Below are 23,834 nucleotides of genomic sequence, written 5' to 3'. Positions count from 1 at the left end.
CAGACCTTAAGCGCGCGGGGCCAGAGCGATGTCCATGTGGTACCGGCATCGAAAAACACTGTGACTTGGCGCAACCATTGGGATAATTGTTTGTTGGGTTGAGCCGGCCTTGCCGGAGCAACGAGGAAGTTCATCACGGGGAGTTGCCATGCTCTGGAGAGGCCGTCGTCAGAGTGACAATATCGAGGACGACCGCAGCGACAGCGGCGGTGGTGGGATCGGCGGCGGCGGCGGGTTCCAAATTCCTATCGGCGGCCGGACCGGTGGCGGCGGCAGCATCCTCCTCGTCATCCTGGTGGTGATCGCGGGATGGTATTTCGGCTTCGATCCCTCGGCGATCCTGGGCGGTGGCGATGGCGGCCTACTGCCGGGTGGCGGTGGCCAGATATCGGACAATAGCGGCGGCCAGGGCGGCGGCACGGCACCCGCCAATGACGAGATGAAGCAATTCGTCGCGACCGTACTGGCCGAAACCGAAGACACCTGGACTGGTATCTTCAAGTCGCAAGGCCTGACCTATGAGGACCCCAAGCTGGTGCTGTTTTCCGGCCAGGTTCGCTCGGCTTGCGGCTTTGCCTCTGCGGCGGCCGGGCCGTTCTATTGTCCGGGCGACCACAAGGTCTATCTCGACATGACCTTCTTCCAGCAACTCGACCAGCAATTTGGTGCCTCGGGCGAGTTCGCGCGGGCCTATGTCGTCGCGCATGAGGTCGGTCACCACGTGCAGAACCTCACCGGCATCATGTCCAAGTTCAACCAGATGCGGCAAGGCATGAGCGAGGCCGATGCCAACCAGCTTTCGGTGCGCATCGAACTGCAGGCCGACTGCTTCGCCGGCGTGTGGGCACATTACACGGCGCAGAAGGGCATATTGGAGCAGGGCGACATCGAAAGCGCGCTCAACGCCGCCAAGCAGATCGGCGACGACACGCTGCAGAAGAGGACGCAGGGCTATGTCGTGCCGGAAAGCTTCAACCACGGCACTTCGCAACAGCGGCAGACCTGGCTGGCGCGCGGCTACAAGAGCGGCAAGCTTTCGGACTGCAACACGCTGAGCGGCCCGATCTAGGCACTCGCCTCACGGGGCTGGCCTAACGACGAAGTCGTCGTCAGGGAGAGTCAGGATCAACGATTCCTGGCTGTTCTCGCATTGTTCCTTTTTGCGCGCTCGCCTATAAGGTTCGTCCGCCTGCGCCCCGGGCGACCAGAGGAGCCTGACCCATCATGATCGACCCCAAAACCGCCAGGCGGGGCCTCGCGCTGGTTTTCACCACGCTGCTGCTGGATATTATCGGCTTCGGCATCATCATGCCGGTGCTGCCGGCCTATTTGCAGGAATTGTCCGGTGTCAGCATCAGCGGCGCGGCGATCGAAGGCGGCTGGCTGTTCTTTGTCTATGCGGCCATGCAGTTCTTCTTCGCGCCAATCATGGGCGGGTTGAGCGACCGGTTCGGGCGGCGGCCGATCCTGCTTGCCTCGGTGCTGACCTTCTCCATCGACAATCTGATCTGTGCCGTCGCCTGGTCCTATCCGATGCTTTTCATCGGCCGTGTGCTGGCCGGCATTTCGGGCGCCAGCTATTCGACGACGTCGGCCTTCATCGCCGACATCTCGAACGACGAGAACCGGGCGAAGAATTTCGGCCTGCTCGGCATCGCCTTTGGCGTCGGCTTCGTCATCGGCCCGGTGCTGGGCGGGCTGCTCGGCACGTTCGGGCCGCGCGTGCCGTTCTTTTTCGCCGCCGGGCTCGCCTTGGTGAACTTCCTGATCGCGATGGTCTTCCTGCCCGAAACGCTGGATGAAAAGCATCGCCGCCGCTTCGAGTGGAAACGCGCCAACCCGGTCGGCACGCTGCTGCAGATGCGCCAATACAAAGGCATCGGCTGGATCGGCCTGGTCTTCTTCCTGATGACGCTCGGGCACATGATGTATCCGGCGGTGTGGTCGTTCGTCTCCAGCTACCGCTACGGCTGGAGCGAGCAGCAGATCGGCTTTTCGCTCGGCGCCTTCGGCCTGTGCGGCGCGATCGTCATGGCTGTCGTGTTGCCGCGTGTGATCCCCTGGCTCGGCGAATGGAAGACGGCGGTCATCGGCCTGACGTTCACGGCGGTGAGCGCCTTCGGCTATGCCTTCGCTTCGCAGGGATGGATGATCTATGCGGTGATCGTCGTCGGCTGCCTGGAAGCGCTGGCCGACCCGCCGCTGAGAAGCCTCGCCGCCGCCAAGGTTCCGCCTTCTGCACAAGGCGAGCTGCAGGGCGCGATGACCTCGCTCTTCTCGATCACCTCGATCATCACGCCGCTGCTCTACACGGCGATCTTCTCCTGGTTCACCGGGCCAAGCGCGCCCGTGACTTTCGGCGGCGCGCCCTATCTGGTCGGTGCGTGCTTCCTGGTGCTGGCGCTCATCGTCTTCGTCACCAAGGTGGCGAGGCCGGCGACGATGACAAACGCCACGACCGTCGTCGCGGAAGATGGAGCGCAGGCATGAGCCATGACGGCCGCATCGCGCTGACCAGGGACGGGGTATCGCTGTCGCGGCTGGTCTTCGGCGCCTGGCGCCTGCTCGACGGCGGCGCCCGCCCGGATGCCGATCAGGTCGCGCGGCTGATCGGCACCGCCGTCGATCTAGGCCTGACCAGTTTCGACCATGCCGATATCTATGGGAACTACGAAGTGGAGGCGGCGTTCGGCGCCGGGCTGTCGCGCTGGAAGGGCAAGCGCGATCAGATCGAGCTGATCTCGAAATGCGACATCATGCTGGCCTCGGCCAACCGGCCGCAGAACCGGCTGAAGCATTATGACACCAGCGCCGCCCACATCACCGCGTCGGTCGACCGTTCGCTCGCCAATCTCGGTACCGACTATCTCGACCTGTTGCTGCTGCATCGGCCGGATCCGCTGATGGATGCCGATGAGACGGCGGCGGCATTGGCCGGGCTGGTCAAATCAGGCAAGGCGAGGGCGGTCGGCGTTTCCAATTTCACGCCGTCGCAATTCGATCTCCTGGCCTCGCGGCTGCCGTTCGCGCTCGTCACCAACCAGATCGAGATGTCGGTGCTGAAGACGTCCGCACTGGCCGACGGCAGCCTCGACCACGCGCAGCGCCTGGCCTACGCGCCGATGATCTGGTCGCCGCTCGGCGGCGGCTCGCTGTTCACCGGCAAGGAAGGCCGGGAGGCAAGGGTGCGGGCGGCGCTCGCGGCGGTCGCCGCCGAGGTCGGCGCCGGCGATCTAGCCGCCGTCGCCATCGCCTGGCTGCTGCGGCATCCGGCCCGGCTGGTGCCGGTGCTGGGGTCGATGAAGCCGGAACGGCTGGCGGCCATGGTCAAGGCGCTGGAGATCAATCTCGACCGCCAGCAATGGTTCGCCATATTGGAGGCGAGCGAGGGGCGGCCGGTGGCTTAGGATCAGGCCCGTTCGGCCAGCAATTCCTCGCCGCGCTTTTGCCGGATCAGGTTGACGAAGCGGCGGAACAGATAGTGCGAGTCCTGCGGGCCGGGCGAGGCTTCAGGATGATGCTGGACCGAGAACACCGGACGGCCGGTGAGTGCGATGCCGCAGTTCGAGCCGTCGAACAGCGAGACGTGGGTTTCCTCGACGCCCTCGGGCAGCGAGTCCGCGTCGACGGCAAAACCGTGGTTCATCGAGACGATCTCGACCTTGCCGGTGGTGTGGTCCTTGACCGGATGGTTGGCGCCGTGATGGCCCTGGTGCATCTTGGCCGTCCTGCCGCCGAGCGCCAGCGCCAGCATCTGGTGGCCGAGGCAGATGCCGAACACCGGAATGTCGGTCTTCAGCAGATCCTGGATGACCGGCACGGCATAGTCGCCGGTGGCTTCCGGATCGCCGGGGCCGTTGGAGAGGAAGATGCCGTCCGGCTGCATCGCGAGGATTTCTTCCGAACCGGTGTTTGCCGGAACGACAGTCACCTTGGCGCCGAGGCCGGCAAGCAGGCGCAATATGTTGCGCTTGACGCCGTAGTCGATGGCCACGACGTGCAGCGATGGCTCGGCCTGTTCGCCAAAGCCTTCGTTCCACACCCAAGGCGTCTCGCGCCAGACCGAGGACTGGCCCGAGGTGACTTCCTTGGCGAGGTCGAGCCCGATCAGGCCCGACCATGCGGCGGCGCGTTGCTTCAGATCGTCGAGGTCGAACACGCCGTCCGGCGCATGCGCGATGACGGCATTGGGCATGCCCTTTTCGCGGATCAGCGCGGTCAGCGCGCGGGTGTCGATGCCCGAGAGCGCGACGATGCCGCGCTTCTTCAGCCACTGGTCGAGGTGGCCGGCGGCGCGGTAGTTGGACGGGTTGGTGACATCGGCCTTGAACACGGCCCCGACTGCGCCGGCGCGGGCGGCCGGATTGAGGTCCTCGATGTCCTCGCCATTGGTGCCGATATTGCCGATATGCGGGAAGGTGAAGGTGACGATCTGGCCGGCATAGGACGGATCGGTGAGGATTTCCTGGTAGCCGGTGAGCGCGGTGTTGAAGCAGACTTCGGCGACGGCGGAGCCGGTGGCGCCCAGGCCGCGGCCCTTGATGACGGTGCCGTCGGCCAGCACCAGAAGGGCGGTCGGCTTTTCGGTGGCCCAGGCGGGCGTCATCTCGGCCATGGCGGCACTCCTATCTGGCTGTGCGCTTCGATGACGGACCATCCGCGCAGCAAACGGCGTGGCAGCGATTTCTCGAGCCTCAGCACGTCAATTCATTGTCTTATGCAAGGCCGAGTACATAGGGGAAGGTGCCAGAACGGTCAATAATGCAGCCAAGGCCCCGCATCGATTTATTTCGTCGAACAATATCAGTGGTTTGTCGGTCAGTTCAAGATTTGCCTTGTGCTCCCGGCGAGGTTATGGTCCGCGCCGTTTGTAGGAGAAGAGCACGATGCGCGGAAAGATCGCCGAATCCCTGAAGAGCGCGATGAAGGCGCAGGACAAGCACCGGCTGCCGACATTGCGGCTGATCCAGGCCGCCATCCACGACCGCGACATCGCCAATCGCGGGTCGGGCAAGGATCCCGCCAGCGATGAGGAGATCCTGCAGATCCTGGCCAAGATGGTGAAGCAGCGCGAGGAATCGGCGAAGGCATTCGAGGACGGCAAGCGCCCGGAACTGGCCGCACAGGAGCGTGGCGAGATGGAGATCATCCGCGGCTTCCTGCCGACGCAGCTTGACGATGCAGCGATCACGGCCGCGGCCCGAGAGGCGATCGCGGCGACGGGTGCCGCCAGCCAGAAAGACATGGGCAAGGTGATCGCCGCGCTGAAGCAGAAATATGCCGGCCAGATGGATTTCGGCAAGGCCAGCGGCATTGTCAAAGGGCTGCTGCAGTAGGGCGTCGCCGACACGATCCAACCGTCGAACCATGTTCAAAGAGGTCGACATCGCCCGCCTGAACTGGGACGGTGTGCGCATCGCGCATTGCCGGCTGCCGCCTTCGCAGGCGCATGAACTCGTTCCGGCTTCGGAGCCGGGCGCGATAGCGACAGGCTACAATGGCCAGCGCCAGGCGGTGGTCCAATTGGCCAACGGCAGGACCGTCGCCCGCACAATACCGCGCGGCACGATCGGGCTGACGGGCGCAGAGCCCATCTACTGGCTGCGAACGCAGCGGTCCGCGGAAATCCTGGAGATCAGCGCATCGCCGGAGTTGCGGTGCGAGATCGCGACGGCGTTGGGTGTCGGCAACCATGCCGATCTTGCCGACATGCACGGCTGGGCGGACCATCATGCATGGGCGATCCTCGACCGGTTTCGCGCCGCTGCACGAAATCGGCTTGCCTTGTCCGATGTCGAGCGCGATGGCCTTGTGCGGCAGCTTTATAACAGGGTCTACTGCGCAAAGTTTGGCGGTCGCGCCGACGCCTGGCGCGGATCGCCGCTGGACGGCCGCCGGCTCGGTCGCACGCTGGAATTCATCGAGGCGCATGTCGATGCGAGCTTGAGCATAGCATCGCTCGCCGCCGTTGCCGCCTACAGCCCGTTTCACTTCGCGCGCTCGTTCAAGCTGACGACGGGATGGTCGCCGCACCAATATGTGATGGCCAGACGGCTCGAGCATGCACGGGCGCTGTTGTTGGAAGGGAACAGGTCGACGGTGGAGTCCATCGCCTACCGCTGCGGCTTCACCAATCTCAGCCATTTCCGAGGGCTGATGCGCTCGCGGTTGGGCGTCCTGCCCAGTGAGGTCGTGAGCTAGTTCAAAACAGCAAGATTCGACCTGTTCGCCGTCCGCCCGATCGCCCTACCGTGCCTTGCAATTCATTCTGGCAACGCGAACCGGGGTTGGCTCATGGCAACGACAAATGCTCCCCTTTCAGGCAAGGTGGCTGCTATCACCGGCAGCGCGCGCAATATGGGGCGCGCTTTCGCCGTCGCGCTGGCGGGGCTCGGGGCGGACATATCCGTTCATCACCATGGGACCGCTTCAAAGAGCGACGCTGAGGAAACGGCACGGCTGGTGCGCGAGCAAGGCACGCGCGCCATCATCGTCGACGGGGACCTGTCCGACACCAAGGTCGTCAAGCACTTGTTCGAGGCGACCCTCGGCGCGTTTGGCCGCGTCGATATCGTCATCAACAATGCCGGGCTGGTGATCAAGAAGCCGTTCACCGACATCAGCGAGGCCGAATTCGACCGCTCCTTCGGCATCAACGCCAAGGCCGCCTTCTTCGTCATGCAGGAGGCAGCACGCTGCATCGCCGATAATGGCCGCATCATCAACATGGGCACGACCATCCTGGGCGCGACCATTCCCTTCTATTCGGTCTATGCCGGGGCGAAGGCCGCGCTCGAAGATTTCACCCGTGCGCTGGCCAAGGAAATCGGCGGCAGGGGCGTCACCGTCAATGTGGTCGCGCCCGGGCCGATCAACGACCCCTTCTATCACGGTGCCGAAACGCCGGAGTCGGTTGCCCGGGCAACGACCGCCAGCGTTGCCGGCCGACTGGGGCATGTCGAAGACATTGTTCCGCTGATCGAGTTCCTGGCTTCGCCACAATCGCAATGGATCACGGCGCAGACCCTTTTCATCAATGGTGGTTACCTGGCCCGATAGGGTCAGCAGGCCGAAATGCGTACTGTCCGGCCGCGCCGGCGGCGATAGGGACTGTCCTTACCATGACTTTGGCTCTCGCCGCCTCACACAAGGGTTGCGGGGCCAAATAGGTGTTTTCACGCTACCTTGCATAAACAGGTAGCGTGCTATATACAGGTCGCGAATTCGAGGCCTGCCATGACCGACTCCATCCTCGTCCAGTTGCGAAAAGGCGCGCTTGATCTGTGCGTCCTGGCCGTGCTGTCGCGGGGTGAGAGCTATGGCTATGAAATCGCCAGCACGCTGGTTGCCGCGGTGAACATGGGGGAAGGCACGATCTATCCCCTGATGCGCCGGATGCAGAATGACGGGCTGGTCGCCACCCGCATCGTCGAGTCGAGCAGCGGGCCGCCGCGCAAATATTACCGGCTCACGCTACTCGGCCAGCAGGCTTTCGAAGCTCACCGCCGCGACTGGCGATCCTTCGCGGGGGCCGTCGACAAACTTCTCGAGGATTTGCCATGACCAGGGATGCCTTCTTGCGCACGCTGAGACAGGGACTCGCCGGCCTGCCGCCGCAGGAGATCGAGGATATCGTTGGGGACTATGCCGCCCATTTCGCCGATGCTTCGGGCCGCGGCGAAGCGGAGGTCGCGGCGGCCCTGGGTGATCCGACAAGGATCGCCCGCGAGCTGCGCGCCGAGGCCGGCCTGCGCCGTTTCGAAGCGCATTGGAGCGTGTCGAACATGCTGGCGGCGACAATCGCCCTGGCCGGCCTTGCCTTCGTCGACATCGTCTTCCTGTTGCCGTTGCTCATCACGGCGGTCGTGCTTGCGCTCGGGCTTGGTATCACGCTCGTTGCCATCGGCGTGCTCGGCATCAAGATCATTCTCACCACGCTGATGTTCGAGCCGGGCACTGCCTTCTCGCTCACACTGGGACGCCTCTTCATCGGCGCTGGACTGGTGAGCGGCTTCCTTGGCGGCGGCGCCTTGCTGCTGGAGGGCATGGGCGCGGGCATACGGGTTGTCGGGCGCTGTGCCCGGCTGCATTCCCGCATTGTCCAGCCAGACCGCTCCGTTTGAGCGCCGCCAAGCGCTTGCAATTCGTCATCACGTTGAAGGAAACGGATCATGACTGGAAAACTGGCACTTGTCGCAACTGCCGGGTTGGTCGGCGCAGCCCTGTTCTTGGCCGTTGGCATCGGGCTTGCAGGACCGGATTGGGTCAACGCGGGAGGATCGTGGATCAGCGGCCAATCCACCTGCGGCGCGATCACGTCCGTCAGAAAGCAAGTTACGCTGCCGTTCAGCGCCAATGACAGCTTCACCATCGCCTTGCCGGCTTCGGTCCGCTACCAGCTGGGCGACAAGGCCGAAGCTGTCGTCAGCGGCGATTCCACGCTGATCGATCATGTGCGCATGGAGGGCAGCCAGCTCAGCCTGGATTGTGAGACGGGCTGGTTTTCGCCCCGGCTCGACGTCACCGTTTCGGGACCGGCGATTTCGGACTGGCGGCTGGTCGGCAGTGGCGAGCTAACCCTGTCGCAGGTCAACCAGCCCGAGCTGCGGCTGAAAATTCGCGGCAGCGGCAGCGTGGTTGCCAATGGCAGCACCCAAGCGGTCGATCTTGAGATCTCCGGTTCGGGCTCGGGGCGGCTCAAGGACCTGATCGCCCAATCCGCGCAGGTCGAGATCCGCGGCAGCGGCGACGCGGAGGTTACCGCACAGGCGGATGCGGATGTCTCGATTTCCGGCAGCGGTGACGTCGATCTCTATGGGCACCCGACCATGCGGCGGTCGCAGGTCAGAGGCAGCGGCAGCATCACGCAGGTGCCGTAGCCGGCGGCCTGCAATCCTCGAAAGGCTGGATCGTGACAGGCTTTAGGGCTTGCGGGCCCGGCCCGGGGAGCGCTCGGCATCTCTCAGGGGATTTTCCGAGGCTCCAATGCGCGGCGCAAGGCCGGCGCTTCCTGCTGGATGTGATCCCATAGCCGGTTGGCGACCGGCCCGTGCGGCCGGTCGCGGCGGCGCGCCACCACCAGTTCGTCGGTGCGGCCCGGCATATGGCGGCCGGCAATGGAGCGCAGGCGTCCGTCGTGTAATTCGTCCTCGATCAGGAAGCGGGGCAAGTGGCCCCAGCCAAGGCCCTGCAGGATAATCTCCTTCTTCATGCCCTGGTCAGGCACCAGGCATTGCGGCGCGCCTTCGACCATGAAGTAGTCCTGCCGTGGCGAATGGCGGGCGGTGTCGCGCATGACGCATTGGGTGAGCGCCCGCATCTGGTCCAGTGTGATCGGCTGCGTGAGGCGCTCGGGCAGGAAGCCCGGCGCCACCACCGGAATGAACGGCACCTTGCACAGATCGATCCATTCCACCCGCGCGTCGCCCTTGTCGATCCAGTGCAGGATCAGATCGGCCTCGTCATCGAAAAGCCGCTCCCAAGGGCCGCCGACGGCTTCGAAATGCAGATGCAGCCGCGTGCCCGGGCATTGGGCGAAGAACCGTCCGAGCATGCCCAGCACCTGCGGCCGCGGGCAGAGGTCGCCGATCACGACATGGATCTCGCTTTCCTCGCCCATCGAGAGCTGGGCGGCATGGACGCGCAGGCCTTCCAGTTCGCGCAGCAGCGATTGCGCCCGGCGGTGGAACGACAGTCCCGCCTCGGTCGGGCGCACGCGATAGCCGGTGCGATCGAGCAGAACGAGGTCGAGCTGTCGTTCGAGCTTGGCGACGGCGGCGAACACCGCCGGGTGCGAGCGATGCAGCAGTGCCGCCGCAGGCTGAAAGCCGCCGGTGCGGATCACCGCATCGAAGCACTGCAAATCGTGCAAGGTGAATTCGGCCATGTCAGATTCAACTACAGAGTTTGTCCTATCTTTGTAATATCAACAAAAGCCCGCCACGACTACGTTCCGCCTCATTCAACCTTCCAGAAGGACTCTTCATCATGAGTGAGCTGAATTTCGTGACTGTCGGCGACCGCACGCGCATCGCCTATCGCTTCGATGGCGATGCCGCAAAGCCGGTGCTGGTGCTGTCGAACTCCATCGGCACCACGCTGCACATGTGGGACGGGCAGGCTGGCGAGTTGTCCAGGCATTTCCGTGTTCTGCGCTACGACTTTCGCGGCCATGGCGGGTCAAGCGCCCCGGTTGGTGCCTATTCGCTCGACCGGCTTGGCCGCGACGTGATCGAACTGCTCGACGCGCTCGGTCTTGGGCGGGTGCATTTCCTCGGACTGTCGCTCGGCGGCTTCGTCGGGCAGTGGCTTGGCATCCATGCGCCGGAGCGGATCGACAGGCTGATCCTGAGCAACACCTCGTCGCATCTGGCGCCGGCAAGCTATTTCGACGAGCGGATTGCCGTTGTCCGACAGGCGCCCGACATGGCTGAAACCGCCGAAATGTTCCTCAACAACTGGTTCCCCGCGCGGATGGTGGCGGCCAACGAACCGGTCATCGAGGAATTTCGCACGATGCTGCTCGCTATCGACCGGCAAGGCCTGGCTGGCCTGTTCGCCGCCGTTCGCGATGCCGACCTTCGCCGCACGGTGGCGCTGATCAACCGGCCGACGCTGGTGATCGCCGGCGAGCATGACACGGTGACGGCTGCCAGCCACAGCGAACTGATCGCAGCGGCCGTGCCCGGCGCGAAGCTGATTGTGCTGCCGGCGGTCCACCTGTCGAATGTGGAGTATCCGGCGGAGTTCATGGAGGCCGTGCTCGGTTTTCTGCGCTGACCGAGAGTCTACTCCCGTGGGGTCTGCTGTGGAGCGGACCTCACGGCCCCTTGCACATCGGCACCGGCTGCGGTGGCGATGCCGGGTGGTCCTGCTTGTATTGGGCGATGATCGGTTCGAGGGTTTTGCGCGGCCAAAATTTCGGCGCGCCGATTTCCTTCAGGCAGGATGCGTTCCAATAGGGTGCCTCGCCGGACCGCGAATGGCTTTTTGCCGCCTGCGCGACGGCGGCGATGTCGCGTGATTCCGGATAGATGTAGAGCGTCGTCGGATTGTCCTTGACCATCGCGATGATCTGCTGCGCATCCGTTGGCGACCAGCTGGTGCAGCCATTGCTGCGGCCGCCGGCATAGTCCACCAGCTTGCCGAACGGCACCAGGCCGTCATGGTCGGCGTAGGAGCTGTTGGGGCTTTTGCGCATGCACATGCCGCGCAGCACCTGCGCCGCATGGCCGCCGATCACCCGCTGCCTGGCATTGGCGGCTTCGCCTTCGCCGTCGAACTGGATGAAGGTGCGCTGGAAAGCCACGTCCTGTTTCGCACCGGTGCGATAAAAACCCTTGAAGGATGTTTTCGCCTCGCTGGTCATGTAGGCGCCGCCGGCGGTCAGTTCGGAATCCATGGCATTGCCGAAGTTCTTGGAGCACCGCCTGCCGTTCGAAAAATCGACCGTGCCTTTCAGATTCCGGCCGCCGCCGTGACCTGACGAGATGGCGTGAAACGACTGGCTGGCCTCGCAAATGACGTAGTACCGGCGCCCGAGCACGCCATTGCCCATGTCGCCGGGACGCGTCGCATCCATGGCGAAGTAACAGGCGTTCCTGACCGCCCCTTGCGCCACCTTTTTCAGGTAGAGCGCGCGTGCCCGCTCCAGCACCACGGTCGAGATCTGGCCGTCATTGTCGCCGACATGGGCCTGCAACCAGGCCGGGATGGCCGAGGGCGCGGCAATGGACCGGGCCGTCGCGGTCAGGGCAATGACGATGACGAGAAAGCTGAGGGTGACGACCACACCCAGAGGGAAAAATCTCAACCGCACCGGTTCAAGTCTCCTGCCGAGGCCATGCGAATCCCTGCGGTGTTATATCCGCAATCAATCATAAAATGTCTCGCGGCAATCGGCGAAACACATCTTGTTTAGCGCGCCGCAAGTCCGCACGAAGAACCGGGGCCGGCGCGCACCGCCCATAGGCCGGGATGCTGGTCCAAGGCTTGCGGCTCCACCGACATGCGCGATTTTCGATCCGCAAGGGTTGAGCTATGATGTGATTCTGGCGTGGCCCACGCCTCCTCCCTCCAATGGGAAGCATCAGTTCATGCGGGGCACTCTCATCACCGAACCGACTGTTCGAGCGCAAGGCATAAGGAGGGGTTGCGAAAACGGCTCGCATCGGGAGGTTTGCCATGAAACTATCCGCGCCCATCTACCATCTGAAACGTCAGGCCAGGCTGTTGTCGCGCCAGGCAGGAATTCCGCTCCACCAGGCGCTTGATCGCGTTGCAGCGCAGCAAGGTTTTACCAGCTGGAGCCTGTTGGCGGCCAAACTGTCCGAGGCAGCGCCCGCCGGCGGATTGTTCGAGCAACTGAGACCCGGCGACCTGGTCCTGGTCGGCGCGCGACCCGGCCACGGCAAAACGCTGATGAGCCTCGAACTCGCGGTCGAGGCGATGAAGTCAGGCCATCGCAGCGTGTTCTTCACGCTGGAATATACGCAACGCGATGTGCTGGACCGGTTTCGCGCCATCGGCGTCGAGCCGGCCCGGTTCGACCAGTTGTTCGAATTCGACACTTCCGATGCCATCAGCGCCGACTACATCGTCAGGATCTTGCGATCGGCGCCACGCGGCACGCTGGCGGTCATCGACTACCTGCAATTGCTCGACCAAAGACGTGAGAACCCCGGCCTGATGGAACAGGTGTGCACACTGAAGGCTTTCGCGCGCGACAGCGGCGTCATCCTGGTTTTCATCTCGCAGATCGACCGATCCTACAATCCCGAGACCAAGCCGGTTCCCGATATCGGCGACATCAGGTTGCCCAACCCGCTCGATCTGTCGCTGTTCGACAAGACCTGCTTCCTGAACAAGGGCGAGATCCGCTTTCAGGCGGCTTGAGCACAGCGCTGGCCACGGCTATGCCTGCCGCCAGGGAGTATGGACCATGATCGAGATCGTCAAACCCGCGCTTGAACATCTGCCGTCCTACAAGGCGGCGCTCGAGCGCGGCTGGTCGCCGGATAATGTCCGGCTCCAGGAGGCGGCGCGCGAGCAGTTGGCGGCGATAGAGCAGGATCCGGTCGCCTTTCTGGCCAGCCTCGACGATGCCGAGGCCAGGGGTGGCCCGATCACCTTGCCCGACGGCACGCAAGTGCCGCGCCTGCCGGGCTTCCGCCGCTGGATCTGGGATGGCGAGGCATCGGGCTCGATCGGCTTTCGCTGGCAGAAGGGCACGGCGGAACTGCCCTCGCATGTGCTTGGCCATATCGGCTATGCGGTGGTGCCGTGGAAGCGACGGCGCGGCTATGCCACCGAAGCCTTGCGGCAGATGCTGGACGAGGCGAGGGCGGTCGGCCTGCCCTATGTCGAGATCACCGCCAAGCCGGGCAATCCGGCGTCGCACAAGGTGATCCTGGCCAATGGCGGCAGGCTGGTCGAGCGCTTCTTCGAGGACGCCGCCTATGGCGGGGTGGAGAGTTTGCGGTTCCGGATCGAGCTGTAGGTCGCCTTCTGGGCGACATTAGCTAGCGTTGCTGACCGCGCAGCCAGTCGGCCAGCGATGCGCGATGCTTGCCGGCCCTGCCGGTGAAGGCCCCGGCGGACAGCATGGAGTTCAACACCGCCTCGTGCGTGGCTTCCGCCGCCGCGCGAAAAAGGATGTCGATGCGCGCCTCATTGAGCGCGAGCAGGGGCACCAGATCGCGGCTTTCATCGTGGTCGACCAGATTGCCGGTGCTGAAGGCGATGGCGATGTCACCACTGCCATGGCCCCAGAAGGAGCCGAGCCTGGCGATGCCGGCTCCGGCGCGGCGCGCCACTCTTTCAAGCTGGCGGTGTTCGAGCGGCACATCGGTTGCCAGCACGATCATGACCGAACCGCGCTCGACCCCGGCCGGTTGTCCGGGGTCCGGCCGGCGCCCATCGGGCAGAACGAGGTCTCCGGGTCTGCCGAAATTCGACAGAACGAGAACACCGAGGTGATGGCCGCCGCCGAGCGCGATTCTTCTGGACGCCGAGCCGATGCCGCCCTTGAAGCCGAAGCAAGTCATTCCCGTTCCGGCGCCGACATTGCCTTGTTCGACTTCGCCCTCATGCGCGTCCGCCAGCGCGGCGAGGGCGTGTTCCTCTGATATCGCCAGAGCCTGGATGTCGTTCAGCGGACCGTCATTGCATTCGCCGACCAGCGGATTGACGGTTCCGGTGGAGCGGCCGATATCCGGGTTCTGGCGGATGGCGTCGCGGATCAGCGCCGTGGCGCAGGTGCCGACCGAGAGCGTGTTGGTCAAGAGAACAGGCGTTTCGATGGTGCCAAGCTCCTGCACTTGCGTCAGGCCGATGGTCTTGCCGAAGCCGTTGATGACATGGCTTGCTGCCGTCACCTTCTTGCGAAACAGATTTCCGCCATGCGGCAGGATCGCGGTCACGCCGGTGTTGGTGTCGCCGTTGCGCAGCGTGCAATGGCCGACGCGTATACCGGGCACATCGGTGATCGCATTGCGCGCGCCCCCCGGCAAGATGCCGCAGCTCAGGCCGAAATCGCTGACAGTGCTCGCCATGTCTGCTCCTGGTCACACGAGCGCACGCGCCCAAGCCGAGGTCCGCGCCGGACCGGATTTCGCTATGAGACGTGCTCGTCCGCACACAGCGCATGGTCGGACAGCGCGCGAATGACGTAGCAGTCGCCGACCGTCTTGCCGTCGCAGCAGGAGGCGATGCGCTCCAGCTCGGTTTCCAGCCGCTTCAGTTGGGCGATCTTTTCGCGCACCGAAATCAGCTGTTCCTGCGCGATCTTGTCGGCATGGCCGCAGGGCTGCTCGGGATGACCGCTGAGATCGATCAGGGCGCGGATGTCTTCGACGGCGAAGCCGAGGTCGCGGGCGTGGCGGATGAAGGCCAGCCGTTCCAGCTCGTGCCGGGAGTAGCGGCGCTGGTTGCCTTCCGAGCGCTCGGCCGCCGCGACCAGGCCCATCTGCTCGTAATAGCGGATGGTCGGCACCTTGACCCCGGTGCGGCGGGAGAGATCACCGATCGAAAACATGCATTTTGCCTCTTGAAGCTCTAGTGACTAGAGCAATTACAGTGGCTGGCATCAGGGTTCAAGACCCGTGCGGCGGCACGCCGCGTGGGTGAGAAAGCAGACGGGTGATGGCATGACTTCTCCTCTAACGCAGACACGGTTCAAGATCGGCGGCATGGATTGCGCGTCCTGCGCGGCCAAGATCGACACGGCGGTGCGCCGTCTCGACGGTGTCGCGGATGTCTCGGTTTCGGTGACCGGCGCCAGCATGACGGTCAGCCATGGCGGGCCGCTCAACGACGACAAGGTGCTGCGGCAGGTGGCGCGGCTGGGCTACGGCATCGTCAAGGCGGAGGCTAGGACCGATGGGCCGGAGACCAGGGCGCATGATTATGCCGCTCATGATCACGAAGGCCATGACCATGGCGGCGGCCAACAAATCACCAAAGAGGCCGCCGGGTCGTCCCATCTGCACAGCCACCCCGCACCGGGGCAGGCTTGGTGGCGTACCCGCCGTGCGGCGCTGACGCTGGCTTGTGCCGCAGCGGTGCTCGCCGCCTATGGCATCGGCCATCTGTTTCCTTCGGCCGAGCGCTGGGCTTTCCTGGCGGCGTTGCTGGTCGGTCTCGTGCCGATCGCGCGGCGCGCGCTGATGGCTGCCTTGGCCGGAACGCCGTTCTCGATCGAGATGCTGATGACCATTGCCGCTGCTGGTGCGGTGATGATCAATGCCACGGAAGAAGCCGCCGCCGTGGTGGTGCTGTTCCTGATCGGCGAGCTTCTGGAAGGGGTCGCCGCCGGCCGGGCGCGGGCCAGCATACAGGGCCTGGCCGATCTGGTGCCCAAGACGGCGCTGGTCGAGCGGGGAGGCGGCACGGTCGAAGTTCCCGCCGAACAGCTCGCCGTGGGCCACGTCATCGTGGTGCGGCCGGGCGACCGCATCCCGGCCGATGGCGAGATTGTGGAAGGCTCGAGCGACATTGACGAGGCGCCGGTGACCGGCGAAAGCACGCCGAAGCGCAAGGGTGTCGCGGAACCCGTCTTCGCCGGCACGATCAACAGCGATGGCGTGCTGAAAGTGCGCGTGACAGCGGCGGCTTCCGACAACACCATCGCCCGCGTCGTGCGCCTGGTCGAGGAGGCGCAGGAGGCCAAGGCGCCGACCGAGCGCTTCATCGATCGCTTCTCGCGATACTATACCCCGGGCGTGCTGGCGGTCGGCGCGTTGGTGGCCGTGCTGCCGCCGCTCATCGCCGGCGGCGACTGGAGCGAATGGATCTACAAGAGCCTGGCGATCCTCTTAATCGGCTGCCCCTGCGCGCTGGTCATCTCGACGCCCGCCGCGATCGCCGCCGGTCTGGCGACCGGGGCGCGGCGCGGCCTGCTGATGAAGGGTGGCGCGGTGCTGGAAGGCTTTCGCCGGATCACGGCGGTGGCCTTCGACAAGACCGGCACGCTGACCGCGGGCAAGCCTGCCATTACCGACATCGTTGCCTATGGCCGCGATGAGCGCAGCGTGCTGGCGCTGGCGGCGGCGCTCGAACAAGGCTCCAGCCATCCGCTGGCGGTGGCGATCCTGGACAGGGCCAGCGCCGCCAAGGCGCCGGTGCCGGTGCCGCCGGCGCTGGCCGCCAGAGCGATCTCGGGCAAGGGGGTTGAGGGCAGTGTCGGCGGCGTGGCTGTCTTCCTCGGATCAGGCCCGGCGGCGGGCGAACGCGCAGATATTACGGAAGCACAGCGCCTTGCCATCGACAGCCTCAACGGCCAGGGCAAGACCGTGTCGGTGCTGGTCGCCGATGGCGTGGTGGCCGGGCTGATCGCCATGCGTGACGAGCCACGGCCGGATGCGGCGGCTGGCATTGCGGCGCTCAAGGCGGAGGGCATCCGCGCGGTGATGCTGACCGGCGACAATCGCCGCACGGCGCAAGCCATCGCCGCTTCGCTCGGCATCGAGGCGCGGACGGAACTGCTGCCGCAGGACAAGCAGCGCATCGTCGGCGAATTGCAGCGCGAGGGGCTGAAGGTGGCCAAGGTCGGTGATGGCATCAACGACGCGCCGGCGCTCGCCGCAGCCGACATCGGCATCGCCATGGGCGGCGGCACCGACGTGGCGCTGGAGACGGCGGACGCGGCGATCCTGCATGGCCGCGTCCTGGACGTTGCCCGCATGGTGCGGCTGTCGCGGGCGGTGATGGCCAATATCGGCCAGAACATCACCGTGGCGCTGGGACTGAAGGCGGTGTTTCTGGTCACCACCATTTCAGGCATTACCGGCCTGTGGCCGGCGATCCTGGCCGACACCGGCGCCACCGTGCTGGTCACCGCCAACGCCATGCGTCTGTTGCGCTGGCGCGGGTGAGGCTACTCCGCCGGTGCCGTCAGCGGCGGCGTGGCGTTGCTGCGCGCTTCCCAGACCTGGGAGATGGCAGCCACCACCACGGCGACCAGCATGGCGAAAGCGCCCACCACGGGCAAGCTGCGGTAGCCGTAGCCGGCATTGAGCATGGCGGCGCCCAGCGACGCGGCCAGCGCGATGCCGACATTGAAGCCGGACGGGATCAGTGATGAGGCAAGATTGGACGCGTCGGCCGTCCAGGCCAGGATGCGGGTCTGGATCGGCGTGCCGATGGCGAAGTTGAGGCCGCCCCAGATGACGATCGCCACGATCATCGGCACGGGGTAGGGGCTGACGGCATAGATGACCGCCAGCGTCACCGCTTGCAGGGCCAGCATGGTGATGAGCGACGGCATCAGCTTCCAGTCCGACAGCTTGCCGCCGAGGAAGACGCCAAGCGTCGCGCCGACGCCGTTGAGCAGCAGCACCCAGGGCACCAGGTCTTCGTCGAGCCCGGTGACCTCAAGCAAGGTCGGCGTGATGTAGGTGAACAGGCAGAACTGGCCGAGCATCAGCATGAGCATCAGGATCAGCGAGGTCCAGACCTGCTGGCGCGCCAGCACGCGGACCTCACGCGCCAGGCCGGCGGGCTTGGCCTGATACCCGGCGGTGCGCGGCAGAAGGGCAGTCATCGCGACCGTTGCTGCCACGCCGAGCGCACACATCACCCAGAAGGTGGCGCGCCAGCCCCAGATGTTGCCGATGGCGGTGCCCGCCGGCACGCCGATGACGTTGGAGACGGTGAGGCCGGACAGGATGACCGCGACCGCCATGCCGCGTTTGTCCTCGGGAACCAGGCCGACGGCGACCACCATGGCGACGCCGAAATAGGCGCCGTGCGCGACTGCCACGGCGATGCGCAGCAGCAGCATCGAGGTAAAGTTGGGCGCCAGCGCGCAGGCCGCCTGGCCGATGGTGAAGACGATGGCGAGGCCGAGCAGCAAGGTCTTGCGCGGTAGGGATTTGGTGGCGAGCGCCAGCAGCGGGCCGCCAATGGCGATGCCGCAGGCATAGCCGGAGACGAGATAGCCGGCGGATGGAACCGAAACGCCGAGCCCTTCCGCCACTTGCGGCAGCACGCCGGCAATGACGAATTCGGTGGTGCCGAAAGCGAAAGCGGCGATGAACAGGGCAATGAGCGGAAGCGACATGGGAAAGCCTTGGCTGGAACGGCGTCAAACCACGGATGGGCGGCGCGGGCAATCCAGAAATTTTTGTCGCGACTTTAGGTTTTCTTGACCGAATTCCCTCGCGTCAGCCGCTGGCTTGGCAATCGGCAGTGCATGCCGGCAGCGGGCAAGCTGCTAGACCGGGGTCCTGCGCCCGTAAGGGATCTTCAGCCATGCGCGCTCATGAAAATAGTAGAGCAGCGACTTGGTGAAGACCTCCGTCACGCCGATGGCGGCCGCCAGCTTGATGCTACCAGTCACCACAAGCGAGATGATCATCGTGTCGATGGTGCCGGTTATGCGCCAGGAAAGCGCCTTGGCGAAACTGCGCGAATGGGTGTCCATCGATTTCCTCCCGGGGGCATCAGATGCTTAGCCGACGGGCGGGAGGGTGAGCAAAGACTAATTTTGCCGTTCGAGCCGGAACGACGCAAGCTTGTTCCCAAATTGACGCCGCCGTGGCAAATCCCTTCTCGTTAGCTGGCCTTCAGTCGTGATCCTGTGAGAAGGCCGCGCTCTTCGAGCACCGGATAGGCCATCGAGGCCAGCAGTGAATTGATCTGCTTCAGGTCGCGGATGGTGTCGAGGTGGATCGAGCTGGTCTCGACGCTTTTGGCGGTGCCTTCGCGCAGCCGCAGGAAATGGCTGGCGCTGGTTTCCTTCTCGCGGTCGCGCAGTTGGTCCTTCTCCAGCACCAGCTGACGCGCCGTTTCGGGGTCGCGCGAGACCAGCACGTTGAAGGCAAGCCTTGCATTGGCCAGCACCGAGCCGTGGAAGGCGCACAATTCGCTCCAGCCCTCGTCGGTGAACTCCAGCCCGCGATCGACCTTCTTCTTCACGTGCACCAGCATGTTGCGCACGATGATGTCGCCGACCTGCTCGAGCTTGACGCAGGCGCCGATCAGTTCCTGGCAGCGCAGCGCCTCGTCCTCGGTCAGCGGGTTCTTGGTGACCTTGGCGAGGTAGAGTTTGATCGCCGCATGCTTGCGGTCGACACGGTCGTCGAGGGCGGCCAACGCCTTGATCTTATCGGTGTCGGCACTCTCGTAGAGCTCGATGATGCGCTTCAGCATGATCTCGACTGTTTCGCAGACCCGCACCACCTCGCGCGTCGCATTGGCCAGCGCCTGGCTCGGCACATCCAGCGCGCTCTCGTTGAGAGCGGACAATTCGATGACGTCGAGCGAGGCGGCCGGCGCTGCCTTGGTGCCGAGCGCGACGATCTTCTCCGAGGCGCGGTAGACGAAGCCGGCCAGCGGTAGGCCGGCCAGCAGGATGATGACGTTGAACAGGATGTGGGCGTTGACTATCTGGTCGGCCGCCGTCGCGCCGAGGAAGCCGACATGCGGCCGGACGATCATGAACAGGACCAGCATGACCAGCGAGCCCAGCCCGCGCATCAGCAGATTGCCGATCGGCACGACGCGCACAGCGGGCCCGGCTGACCGGGTCAGCATCGGGGCGATGATGGAAGAGCCGAGATTGACGCCGAGGATGAGGACGACGCCGAGTTCAGGGCTGATCAGGCCGCGGCCGGCCAGGGTCGCCATCAAAAGCACCGCGGCGATGCTGGACTGGAACAGCCAGGTGATCAGCGCCGCCAAGAGATAGGCGGTGATGGAATCGCTGGAGAAGTAATTGATGATGACCGGCATGAGCTGGCTGTTGCGCAGCGGCTCCGACGCCTGGCCGATCATTTCCAGCGACAGGATCAAGAGGCCGATGCCGACCAGGATGCGGCCGGTCTGGCGCCAGTCGCGACGCTCGGTGGCCATAAACATCACCGTGCCGGTGATCAGGCAGAGCGGCACCAGCAGCGTGAGGTCGAAAGTCAGCAGCTTGACCACCAGCGCCGAGCCGATCTCGGCGCCGCGCACGGCCAATTGGCCGGCGGCGCCCGAGACGATACCAGAACCGGCGAAGGAGCCGACCAAAAGCGTCACGGCAGTCGAACTCTGCAGGGCGATGGCAAGGCCGGTGCCGGCCAGCACCGCCATGATCGGATTGCGCATGGTGGCGCGCAGCCTGTGGCGCAGCACATCGCCATAGGCGCGCTCGACGCCGGTCTTCACCATGCGGGTGGCAAACAGCATCAGCGCCACGGCGCCGGCCAGATGCAGAAGGACGACGGAGCCGCTCATTTCGGCGCCTGCATGAGGACAGGGCACGCAGTGCGGGCGGCGCGGCGAACAGGCGGAAAAGCAAGGGTTCGAATCATGATCATGACACTGTGAACAATAGCGGGAATATTTTAGCCGGATAATAAAACTTTGTCGATTTCAAGAGGCCGCCGCGTGGCGACAGGCCGTGTCGGGAAATGGACGGGTACGCAAATGGTTGCACAGCCGGGCTTTGGCCGATCCGGAGAACGGCTGCTTTTGCCGAGTGGCCGACACTCGTCTTTGCGATGATGTTCAAATATCTGCAATAAGCAGAAGATTTCATTACACAATTGTAATGCCGGCGTTCAGTTTCAGTTCATCCGTCGGCCGCTATTCCTCGGGCATCGACAACCAAGGAGATTTCTCATGAAGCGCATTGTTCTTTCTGTCCTCGCCGTCTCGATGCTAGCCGCCACCTCACTTGCCGGCCAGGCCGCGCCGATGAACGCGCCGGTCGCGCCGCAGTCGAATTACACCACGGTCGACTGGCAGAAGCCGGGCCACCACAATGATGTGAGGAAGCGCGTCTTCAAGAAGAAGGTCGTCGTGAAGCGGAACCACTGGCGCAACGGCCAGAAATATTCGGGCTGGAGGCAGCACCAGCCGATCCGCGACTATGGCCGCTACGGCCTGCATCGTCCCGGCCGCGGCCAGGAATGGATCCGCGTCGGCAACGACTATGTGCTGGTGAGTGTCCTATCCGGCATCATCTTCGGCGCGATCGCCGCGCATTAAGCTTCCAGCATTGGCCTGGAAAAGAGGGCGGCCCGCAACGGCCGCCTTTCTTTTTGCCCTGTGGAAACCGGGTATGGCCGGTATTGGGGGTCGTCGGATTTCGCTGGCATGATTATATGGTGGGGAAACGAGTTCCCTCAATGCGCTTTCCGCCCGCCTTTCTCGACGAGATCCGCGACCGCGTGCCGATTTCATCGGTTATCGGCCAGCGCGTCGCGTGGGATCGCAGGAAGACCAACGCGTCGCGTGGCGACTTTTGGGCCTGCTGCCCGTTCCATGGCGAGAAGAGCCCGTCTTTCCACTGCGAGGACAAGAAGGGCCGCTACCATTGTTTCGGCTGCTCGGTCTCGGGCGATCATTTCAAATTCCTGACCGAACTCGACGGAATGAGTTTCCCCGAAGCGGTCGAGAAGATCGCCGACATGGCAGGCGTGCCGATGCCGGTGCGCGACGCCCAGGAAGAGCGGCGCGAGAAGGAACGCGCCAGCCTGACCGACGTCATGGAGATGGCGACCACCTTCTTCCAGGAGCGGCTGCAGGGGCCTGAGGGGGCAAAGGCCCGCGCCTATCTCAGGGACCGCGGGCTGACGCCGGCGACGCAGCAGTCGTTCCGGCTGGGCTACGCCCCGGACAGCCGCAACGCGCTCAAGGAACATCTTGCCGCCAAGGGCGTGCCGAAGGCCGATATCGAAGCCTGCGGGCTGGTGCGGCACGGCGACGACATTCCGGTCTCCTATGACTGGTTCCGCGACCGCATCATGTTCCCGATCCCGGATTCGCGCGGCAAGATCATCGCTTTTGGCGGCCGGGCGCTGGCGCCCGATGCGCTGGCCAAGTACATGAACTCGCCCGATACCGAGCTCTTCCACAAGGGCAACGTGCTTTACAATTTCGCCCGGGCGCGCAAGGCGCTCGCCAAGGATGGCACGGTCATTGCCGTCGAAGGCTATATGGACGTCATCGCGCTGGCGCAGGCCGGGTTCGAGAATGCCGTGGCGCCGCTCGGCACCGCGCTCACCGAAAACCAGCTCGAACTGTTGTGGCGCATGGCGCCGGAGCCGATGCTGTGCTTCGACGGCGACAAGGCCGGGCTGAAGGCGGCATGGCGTGCCGCAGATCTGGCATTACCGTCGGTGCAGGCCGGGCGCTCGGCACGTTTTGCGCTGCTGCCGGAGGGCAAGGATCCCGACGACCTGGTCAAGGCCGAAGGGCCGGACGCGTTCCGCGCCGTGCTCGCCGACGCGCGGCCGCTGGTCGACCTGTTGTGGATGCGGGAGACCGCGGGCGGTGTCTTCGACACGCCGGAGCGCCGGGCGGAACTGGGAAAGACGCTGCGGGAGTTGACCAGCCGCATCCGCGACGAAAGCACGCGCTATCACTATCAGCAGGAAATGCGTGAGCGGGAAAAGAGCTTCTTCGGCTCGCAGCGCGATACACGGCAAGGGCGCCAGGACTGGAAACCGGGGCAGGGCAAGGCAGCCGCACCCGGTGGGCAGTTCGCCAAGCCTGGTGGCGGCCGCATGGCGATCACCGAAAGCCTCGGCCAGTCGGCGCTGGTCAAGCGCGGCAGCGAGGGCATGTCGGTGCGCGAGGCGACGATCATCGTGGCGCTGGTCAACCATCCGGCGCTGATCGACGAGAATTTCGCCCATGTAGAATTTCTCGACCTCGCCAATTCCGAGCTGCAGCGGCTGCACGCCGCCATCCTCGACGCGATGGCGCATGACATGGCCAATGACCGCCACGCCGTGGTGGCGACGATCGAGCGTGCCGGCTGCGCCGAGATCTGGGAGCGCGCCGTCGGCCTGATCCGGCGGGCACGGCAATGGCCGGCGCTGGAGACGGCAGCACTCGACGACGCCCGCGACGCTCTGAACCAGGCGCTGCACTTGCAGCGCAGCGCGCGCACCTTACATAAGGAGCTGAAACAGGCGGAAGCGGCGCTCGAAGCAGATCCATCGGACGAAAACTTCCGCCATCTGATCGAAATTCAGGCGCAATTTCAGGATGTACAGGCGACGGAAGCGCTGATCGAAGGATTCGGCGTTTCGTCGGGCAGGGCTGGGCGAGCCTAAGTGCAACTGAGTGCAGGAATGAGAGCGTGGCCGGGCTTCCCAGGGGAGCAAGGCGCGCTAAGTCGGGTAATTGATTCGCTTTTTTCATGCGAATCATGCCAGAGGCGCTTGACCTTCAGACAGAATGGCGGAATCAGGACGATTCGAAACGTTAACCCGCACCCGCGCCGACGGGAAATGAGCGATGTGAGGTACTGGTCACTGGACAGGCAGGCCGCCTGCCACAGATATCAGGGTTAATCTGGACTTAACGATCAATGAAGTTAGTGGCCCGGTGAAGCGCGT

General features: G+C 64.6%; 23 protein-coding genes. 15 read left to right on the top strand and 8 right to left on the bottom strand.

Annotated elements, in window-relative coordinates:
• Positions 1-148: 148 nt before the first annotated feature.
• The 3 genes from ypfJ to AB4Z43_RS05965 all read left to right on the top strand — a co-directional run bounded on the left by ypfJ (position 149) and on the right by AB4Z43_RS05965 (position 3,407).
• Positions 149-1,069, top strand: a complete 921-nt coding sequence (ypfJ, locus tag AB4Z43_RS05975; RefSeq protein ID WP_069092933.1) for a KPN_02809 family neutral zinc metallopeptidase — start codon at positions 149-151, stop codon at positions 1,067-1,069.
• A 155-nt stretch (positions 1,070-1,224) separates the two neighbouring features.
• Positions 1,225-2,490 (top strand): TCR/Tet family MFS transporter, encoded by a 1,266-nt coding sequence (locus AB4Z43_RS05970; RefSeq protein ID WP_202361879.1) that lies wholly within the window; start codon positions 1,225-1,227, stop codon positions 2,488-2,490.
• Positions 2,487-3,407 (top strand): aldo/keto reductase, encoded by a 921-nt coding sequence (locus AB4Z43_RS05965; RefSeq protein WP_441936461.1) that lies wholly within the window; start codon positions 2,487-2,489, stop codon positions 3,405-3,407. The genes AB4Z43_RS05970 and AB4Z43_RS05965 overlap by 4 nt, the downstream gene beginning before the upstream one ends.
• Positions 3,408-3,409: 2 nt before the next feature.
• On the opposite strand, the gene carA is transcribed toward AB4Z43_RS05965, so the two are convergent.
• Complete coding sequence (carA, locus tag AB4Z43_RS05960) at positions 3,410-4,615, bottom strand: glutamine-hydrolyzing carbamoyl-phosphate synthase small subunit (protein WP_441936459.1); 1,206 nt, start codon at positions 4,613-4,615, stop codon at positions 3,410-3,412.
• A 271-nt stretch (positions 4,616-4,886) separates the two neighbouring features.
• On the opposite strand from carA, the gene AB4Z43_RS05955 reads away from it, so the two are divergent.
• The 6 genes from AB4Z43_RS05955 (at position 4,887) to AB4Z43_RS05930 (ending at position 8,879) form a co-directional block, all read left to right on the top strand.
• The gene (locus tag AB4Z43_RS05955; RefSeq protein ID WP_019860500.1) at positions 4,887-5,336 is read left to right on the top strand and encodes a GatB/YqeY domain-containing protein; all 450 of its coding nucleotides are present in this window, start codon (positions 4,887-4,889) and stop codon (positions 5,334-5,336) included.
• Positions 5,337-5,367: 31 nt separating this feature from the next.
• The gene (locus tag AB4Z43_RS05950; protein ID WP_441936457.1) at positions 5,368-6,201 is read left to right on the top strand and encodes a helix-turn-helix domain-containing protein; all 834 of its coding nucleotides are present in this window, start codon (positions 5,368-5,370) and stop codon (positions 6,199-6,201) included.
• 93 nt (positions 6,202-6,294) lie between these two features.
• A complete protein-coding gene (locus tag AB4Z43_RS05945; protein WP_441936455.1) occupies positions 6,295-7,059 on the top strand; it encodes an SDR family oxidoreductase in 765 nt (254 codons plus the stop codon).
• Positions 7,060-7,236: 177 nt separating this feature from the next.
• The gene (locus AB4Z43_RS05940) at positions 7,237-7,563 is read left to right on the top strand and encodes a PadR family transcriptional regulator (RefSeq protein ID WP_027047270.1); all 327 of its coding nucleotides are present in this window, start codon (positions 7,237-7,239) and stop codon (positions 7,561-7,563) included.
• Positions 7,560-8,123: a DUF1700 domain-containing protein gene (locus AB4Z43_RS05935; RefSeq protein ID WP_441936453.1), complete on the top strand. Its 564-nt coding sequence runs from the start codon at positions 7,560-7,562 to the stop codon at positions 8,121-8,123. The genes AB4Z43_RS05940 and AB4Z43_RS05935 overlap by 4 nt, the downstream gene beginning before the upstream one ends.
• 48 nt (positions 8,124-8,171) lie before the next feature.
• Entirely contained in the window at positions 8,172-8,879 is a 708-nt protein-coding gene (locus AB4Z43_RS05930) for a GIN domain-containing protein (RefSeq protein WP_038648901.1), read from the top strand.
• An 83-nt stretch (positions 8,880-8,962) separates the two neighbouring features.
• Here the strand turns inward: AB4Z43_RS05930 and AB4Z43_RS05925 are convergent, their stop codons facing one another.
• The gene (locus AB4Z43_RS05925; RefSeq protein WP_038648900.1) at positions 8,963-9,886 is read right to left on the bottom strand and encodes a LysR family transcriptional regulator; all 924 of its coding nucleotides are present in this window, start codon (positions 9,884-9,886) and stop codon (positions 8,963-8,965) included.
• 101 nt (positions 9,887-9,987) lie between these two features.
• Between AB4Z43_RS05925 and AB4Z43_RS05920 the strand changes: the two genes are divergently transcribed.
• Entirely contained in the window at positions 9,988-10,779 is a 792-nt protein-coding gene (locus tag AB4Z43_RS05920; protein WP_441936451.1) for an alpha/beta fold hydrolase, read from the top strand.
• A gap of 40 nt (positions 10,780-10,819) precedes the next feature.
• Here the strand turns inward: AB4Z43_RS05920 and AB4Z43_RS05915 are convergent, their stop codons facing one another.
• Complete coding sequence (locus AB4Z43_RS05915) at positions 10,820-11,818, bottom strand: hypothetical protein (protein ID WP_441936449.1); 999 nt, start codon at positions 11,816-11,818, stop codon at positions 10,820-10,822.
• Positions 11,819-12,183: 365 nt separating this feature from the next.
• On the opposite strand from AB4Z43_RS05915, the gene AB4Z43_RS05910 reads away from it, so the two are divergent.
• Together AB4Z43_RS05910 and AB4Z43_RS05905 are read left to right on the top strand one after the other, a co-directional pair.
• Positions 12,184-12,894, top strand: coding sequence for a DNA helicase (locus AB4Z43_RS05910; RefSeq protein ID WP_202361888.1), 711 nt, complete (start codon positions 12,184-12,186; stop codon positions 12,892-12,894).
• A 46-nt stretch (positions 12,895-12,940) separates the two neighbouring features.
• A complete protein-coding gene (locus tag AB4Z43_RS05905) occupies positions 12,941-13,498 on the top strand; it encodes a GNAT family N-acetyltransferase (protein WP_441936447.1) in 558 nt (185 codons plus the stop codon).
• 22 nt (positions 13,499-13,520) lie between these two features.
• Here AB4Z43_RS05905 and AB4Z43_RS05900 read toward each other — a convergent pair whose 3' ends face one another.
• Both AB4Z43_RS05900 and AB4Z43_RS05895 read right to left on the bottom strand, forming a co-directional pair.
• Positions 13,521-14,552: a DmpA family aminopeptidase gene (locus AB4Z43_RS05900; protein ID WP_441936445.1), complete on the bottom strand. Its 1,032-nt coding sequence runs from the start codon at positions 14,550-14,552 to the stop codon at positions 13,521-13,523.
• 62 nt (positions 14,553-14,614) lie between these two features.
• The gene (locus AB4Z43_RS05895; protein ID WP_019860490.1) at positions 14,615-15,034 is read right to left on the bottom strand and encodes a MerR family transcriptional regulator; all 420 of its coding nucleotides are present in this window, start codon (positions 15,032-15,034) and stop codon (positions 14,615-14,617) included.
• 112 nt (positions 15,035-15,146) lie between these two features.
• Between AB4Z43_RS05895 and AB4Z43_RS05890 the strand changes: the two genes are divergently transcribed.
• On the top strand, positions 15,147-17,372 hold the full coding sequence (locus AB4Z43_RS05890) for a heavy metal translocating P-type ATPase (protein WP_441936442.1): 2,226 nt from the start codon (positions 15,147-15,149) through the stop codon (positions 17,370-17,372).
• Positions 17,373-17,374: 2 nt separating this feature from the next.
• Here the strand turns inward: AB4Z43_RS05890 and AB4Z43_RS05885 are convergent, their stop codons facing one another.
• The 3 genes from AB4Z43_RS05885 to AB4Z43_RS05875 all read right to left on the bottom strand — a co-directional run bounded on the left by AB4Z43_RS05885 (position 17,375) and on the right by AB4Z43_RS05875 (position 20,718).
• A complete protein-coding gene (locus tag AB4Z43_RS05885; protein ID WP_441936440.1) occupies positions 17,375-18,559 on the bottom strand; it encodes an MFS transporter in 1,185 nt (394 codons plus the stop codon).
• 153 nt (positions 18,560-18,712) lie between these two features.
• On the bottom strand, positions 18,713-18,922 hold the full coding sequence (locus tag AB4Z43_RS05880; RefSeq protein WP_019860487.1) for a DUF2061 domain-containing protein: 210 nt from the start codon (positions 18,920-18,922) through the stop codon (positions 18,713-18,715).
• Between the two features lie 131 nt (positions 18,923-19,053).
• Positions 19,054-20,718 (bottom strand): Na/Pi cotransporter family protein, encoded by a 1,665-nt coding sequence (locus AB4Z43_RS05875; RefSeq protein WP_019860486.1) that lies wholly within the window; start codon positions 20,716-20,718, stop codon positions 19,054-19,056.
• A 387-nt stretch (positions 20,719-21,105) separates the two neighbouring features.
• Between AB4Z43_RS05875 and AB4Z43_RS05870 the strand changes: the two genes are divergently transcribed.
• A complete protein-coding gene (locus AB4Z43_RS05870; RefSeq protein WP_441936437.1) occupies positions 21,106-21,474 on the top strand; it encodes an RcnB family protein in 369 nt (122 codons plus the stop codon).
• 140 nt (positions 21,475-21,614) lie between these two features.
• A complete protein-coding gene (dnaG, locus tag AB4Z43_RS05865) occupies positions 21,615-23,549 on the top strand; it encodes a DNA primase (protein ID WP_027047269.1) in 1,935 nt (644 codons plus the stop codon).
• The last annotated feature ends 285 nt before the right edge of the window (positions 23,550-23,834 follow it).

The organism is Mesorhizobium sp. 2RAF45, from assembly GCF_052115225.1.
GTDB classification, from domain to species: Bacteria; Pseudomonadota; Alphaproteobacteria; order Rhizobiales; family Rhizobiaceae; genus Mesorhizobium; species Mesorhizobium jarvisii.
Note: the sequence above shows the minus strand (reverse complement) of the source record. Positions and strands in the feature narration are given on the sequence as shown.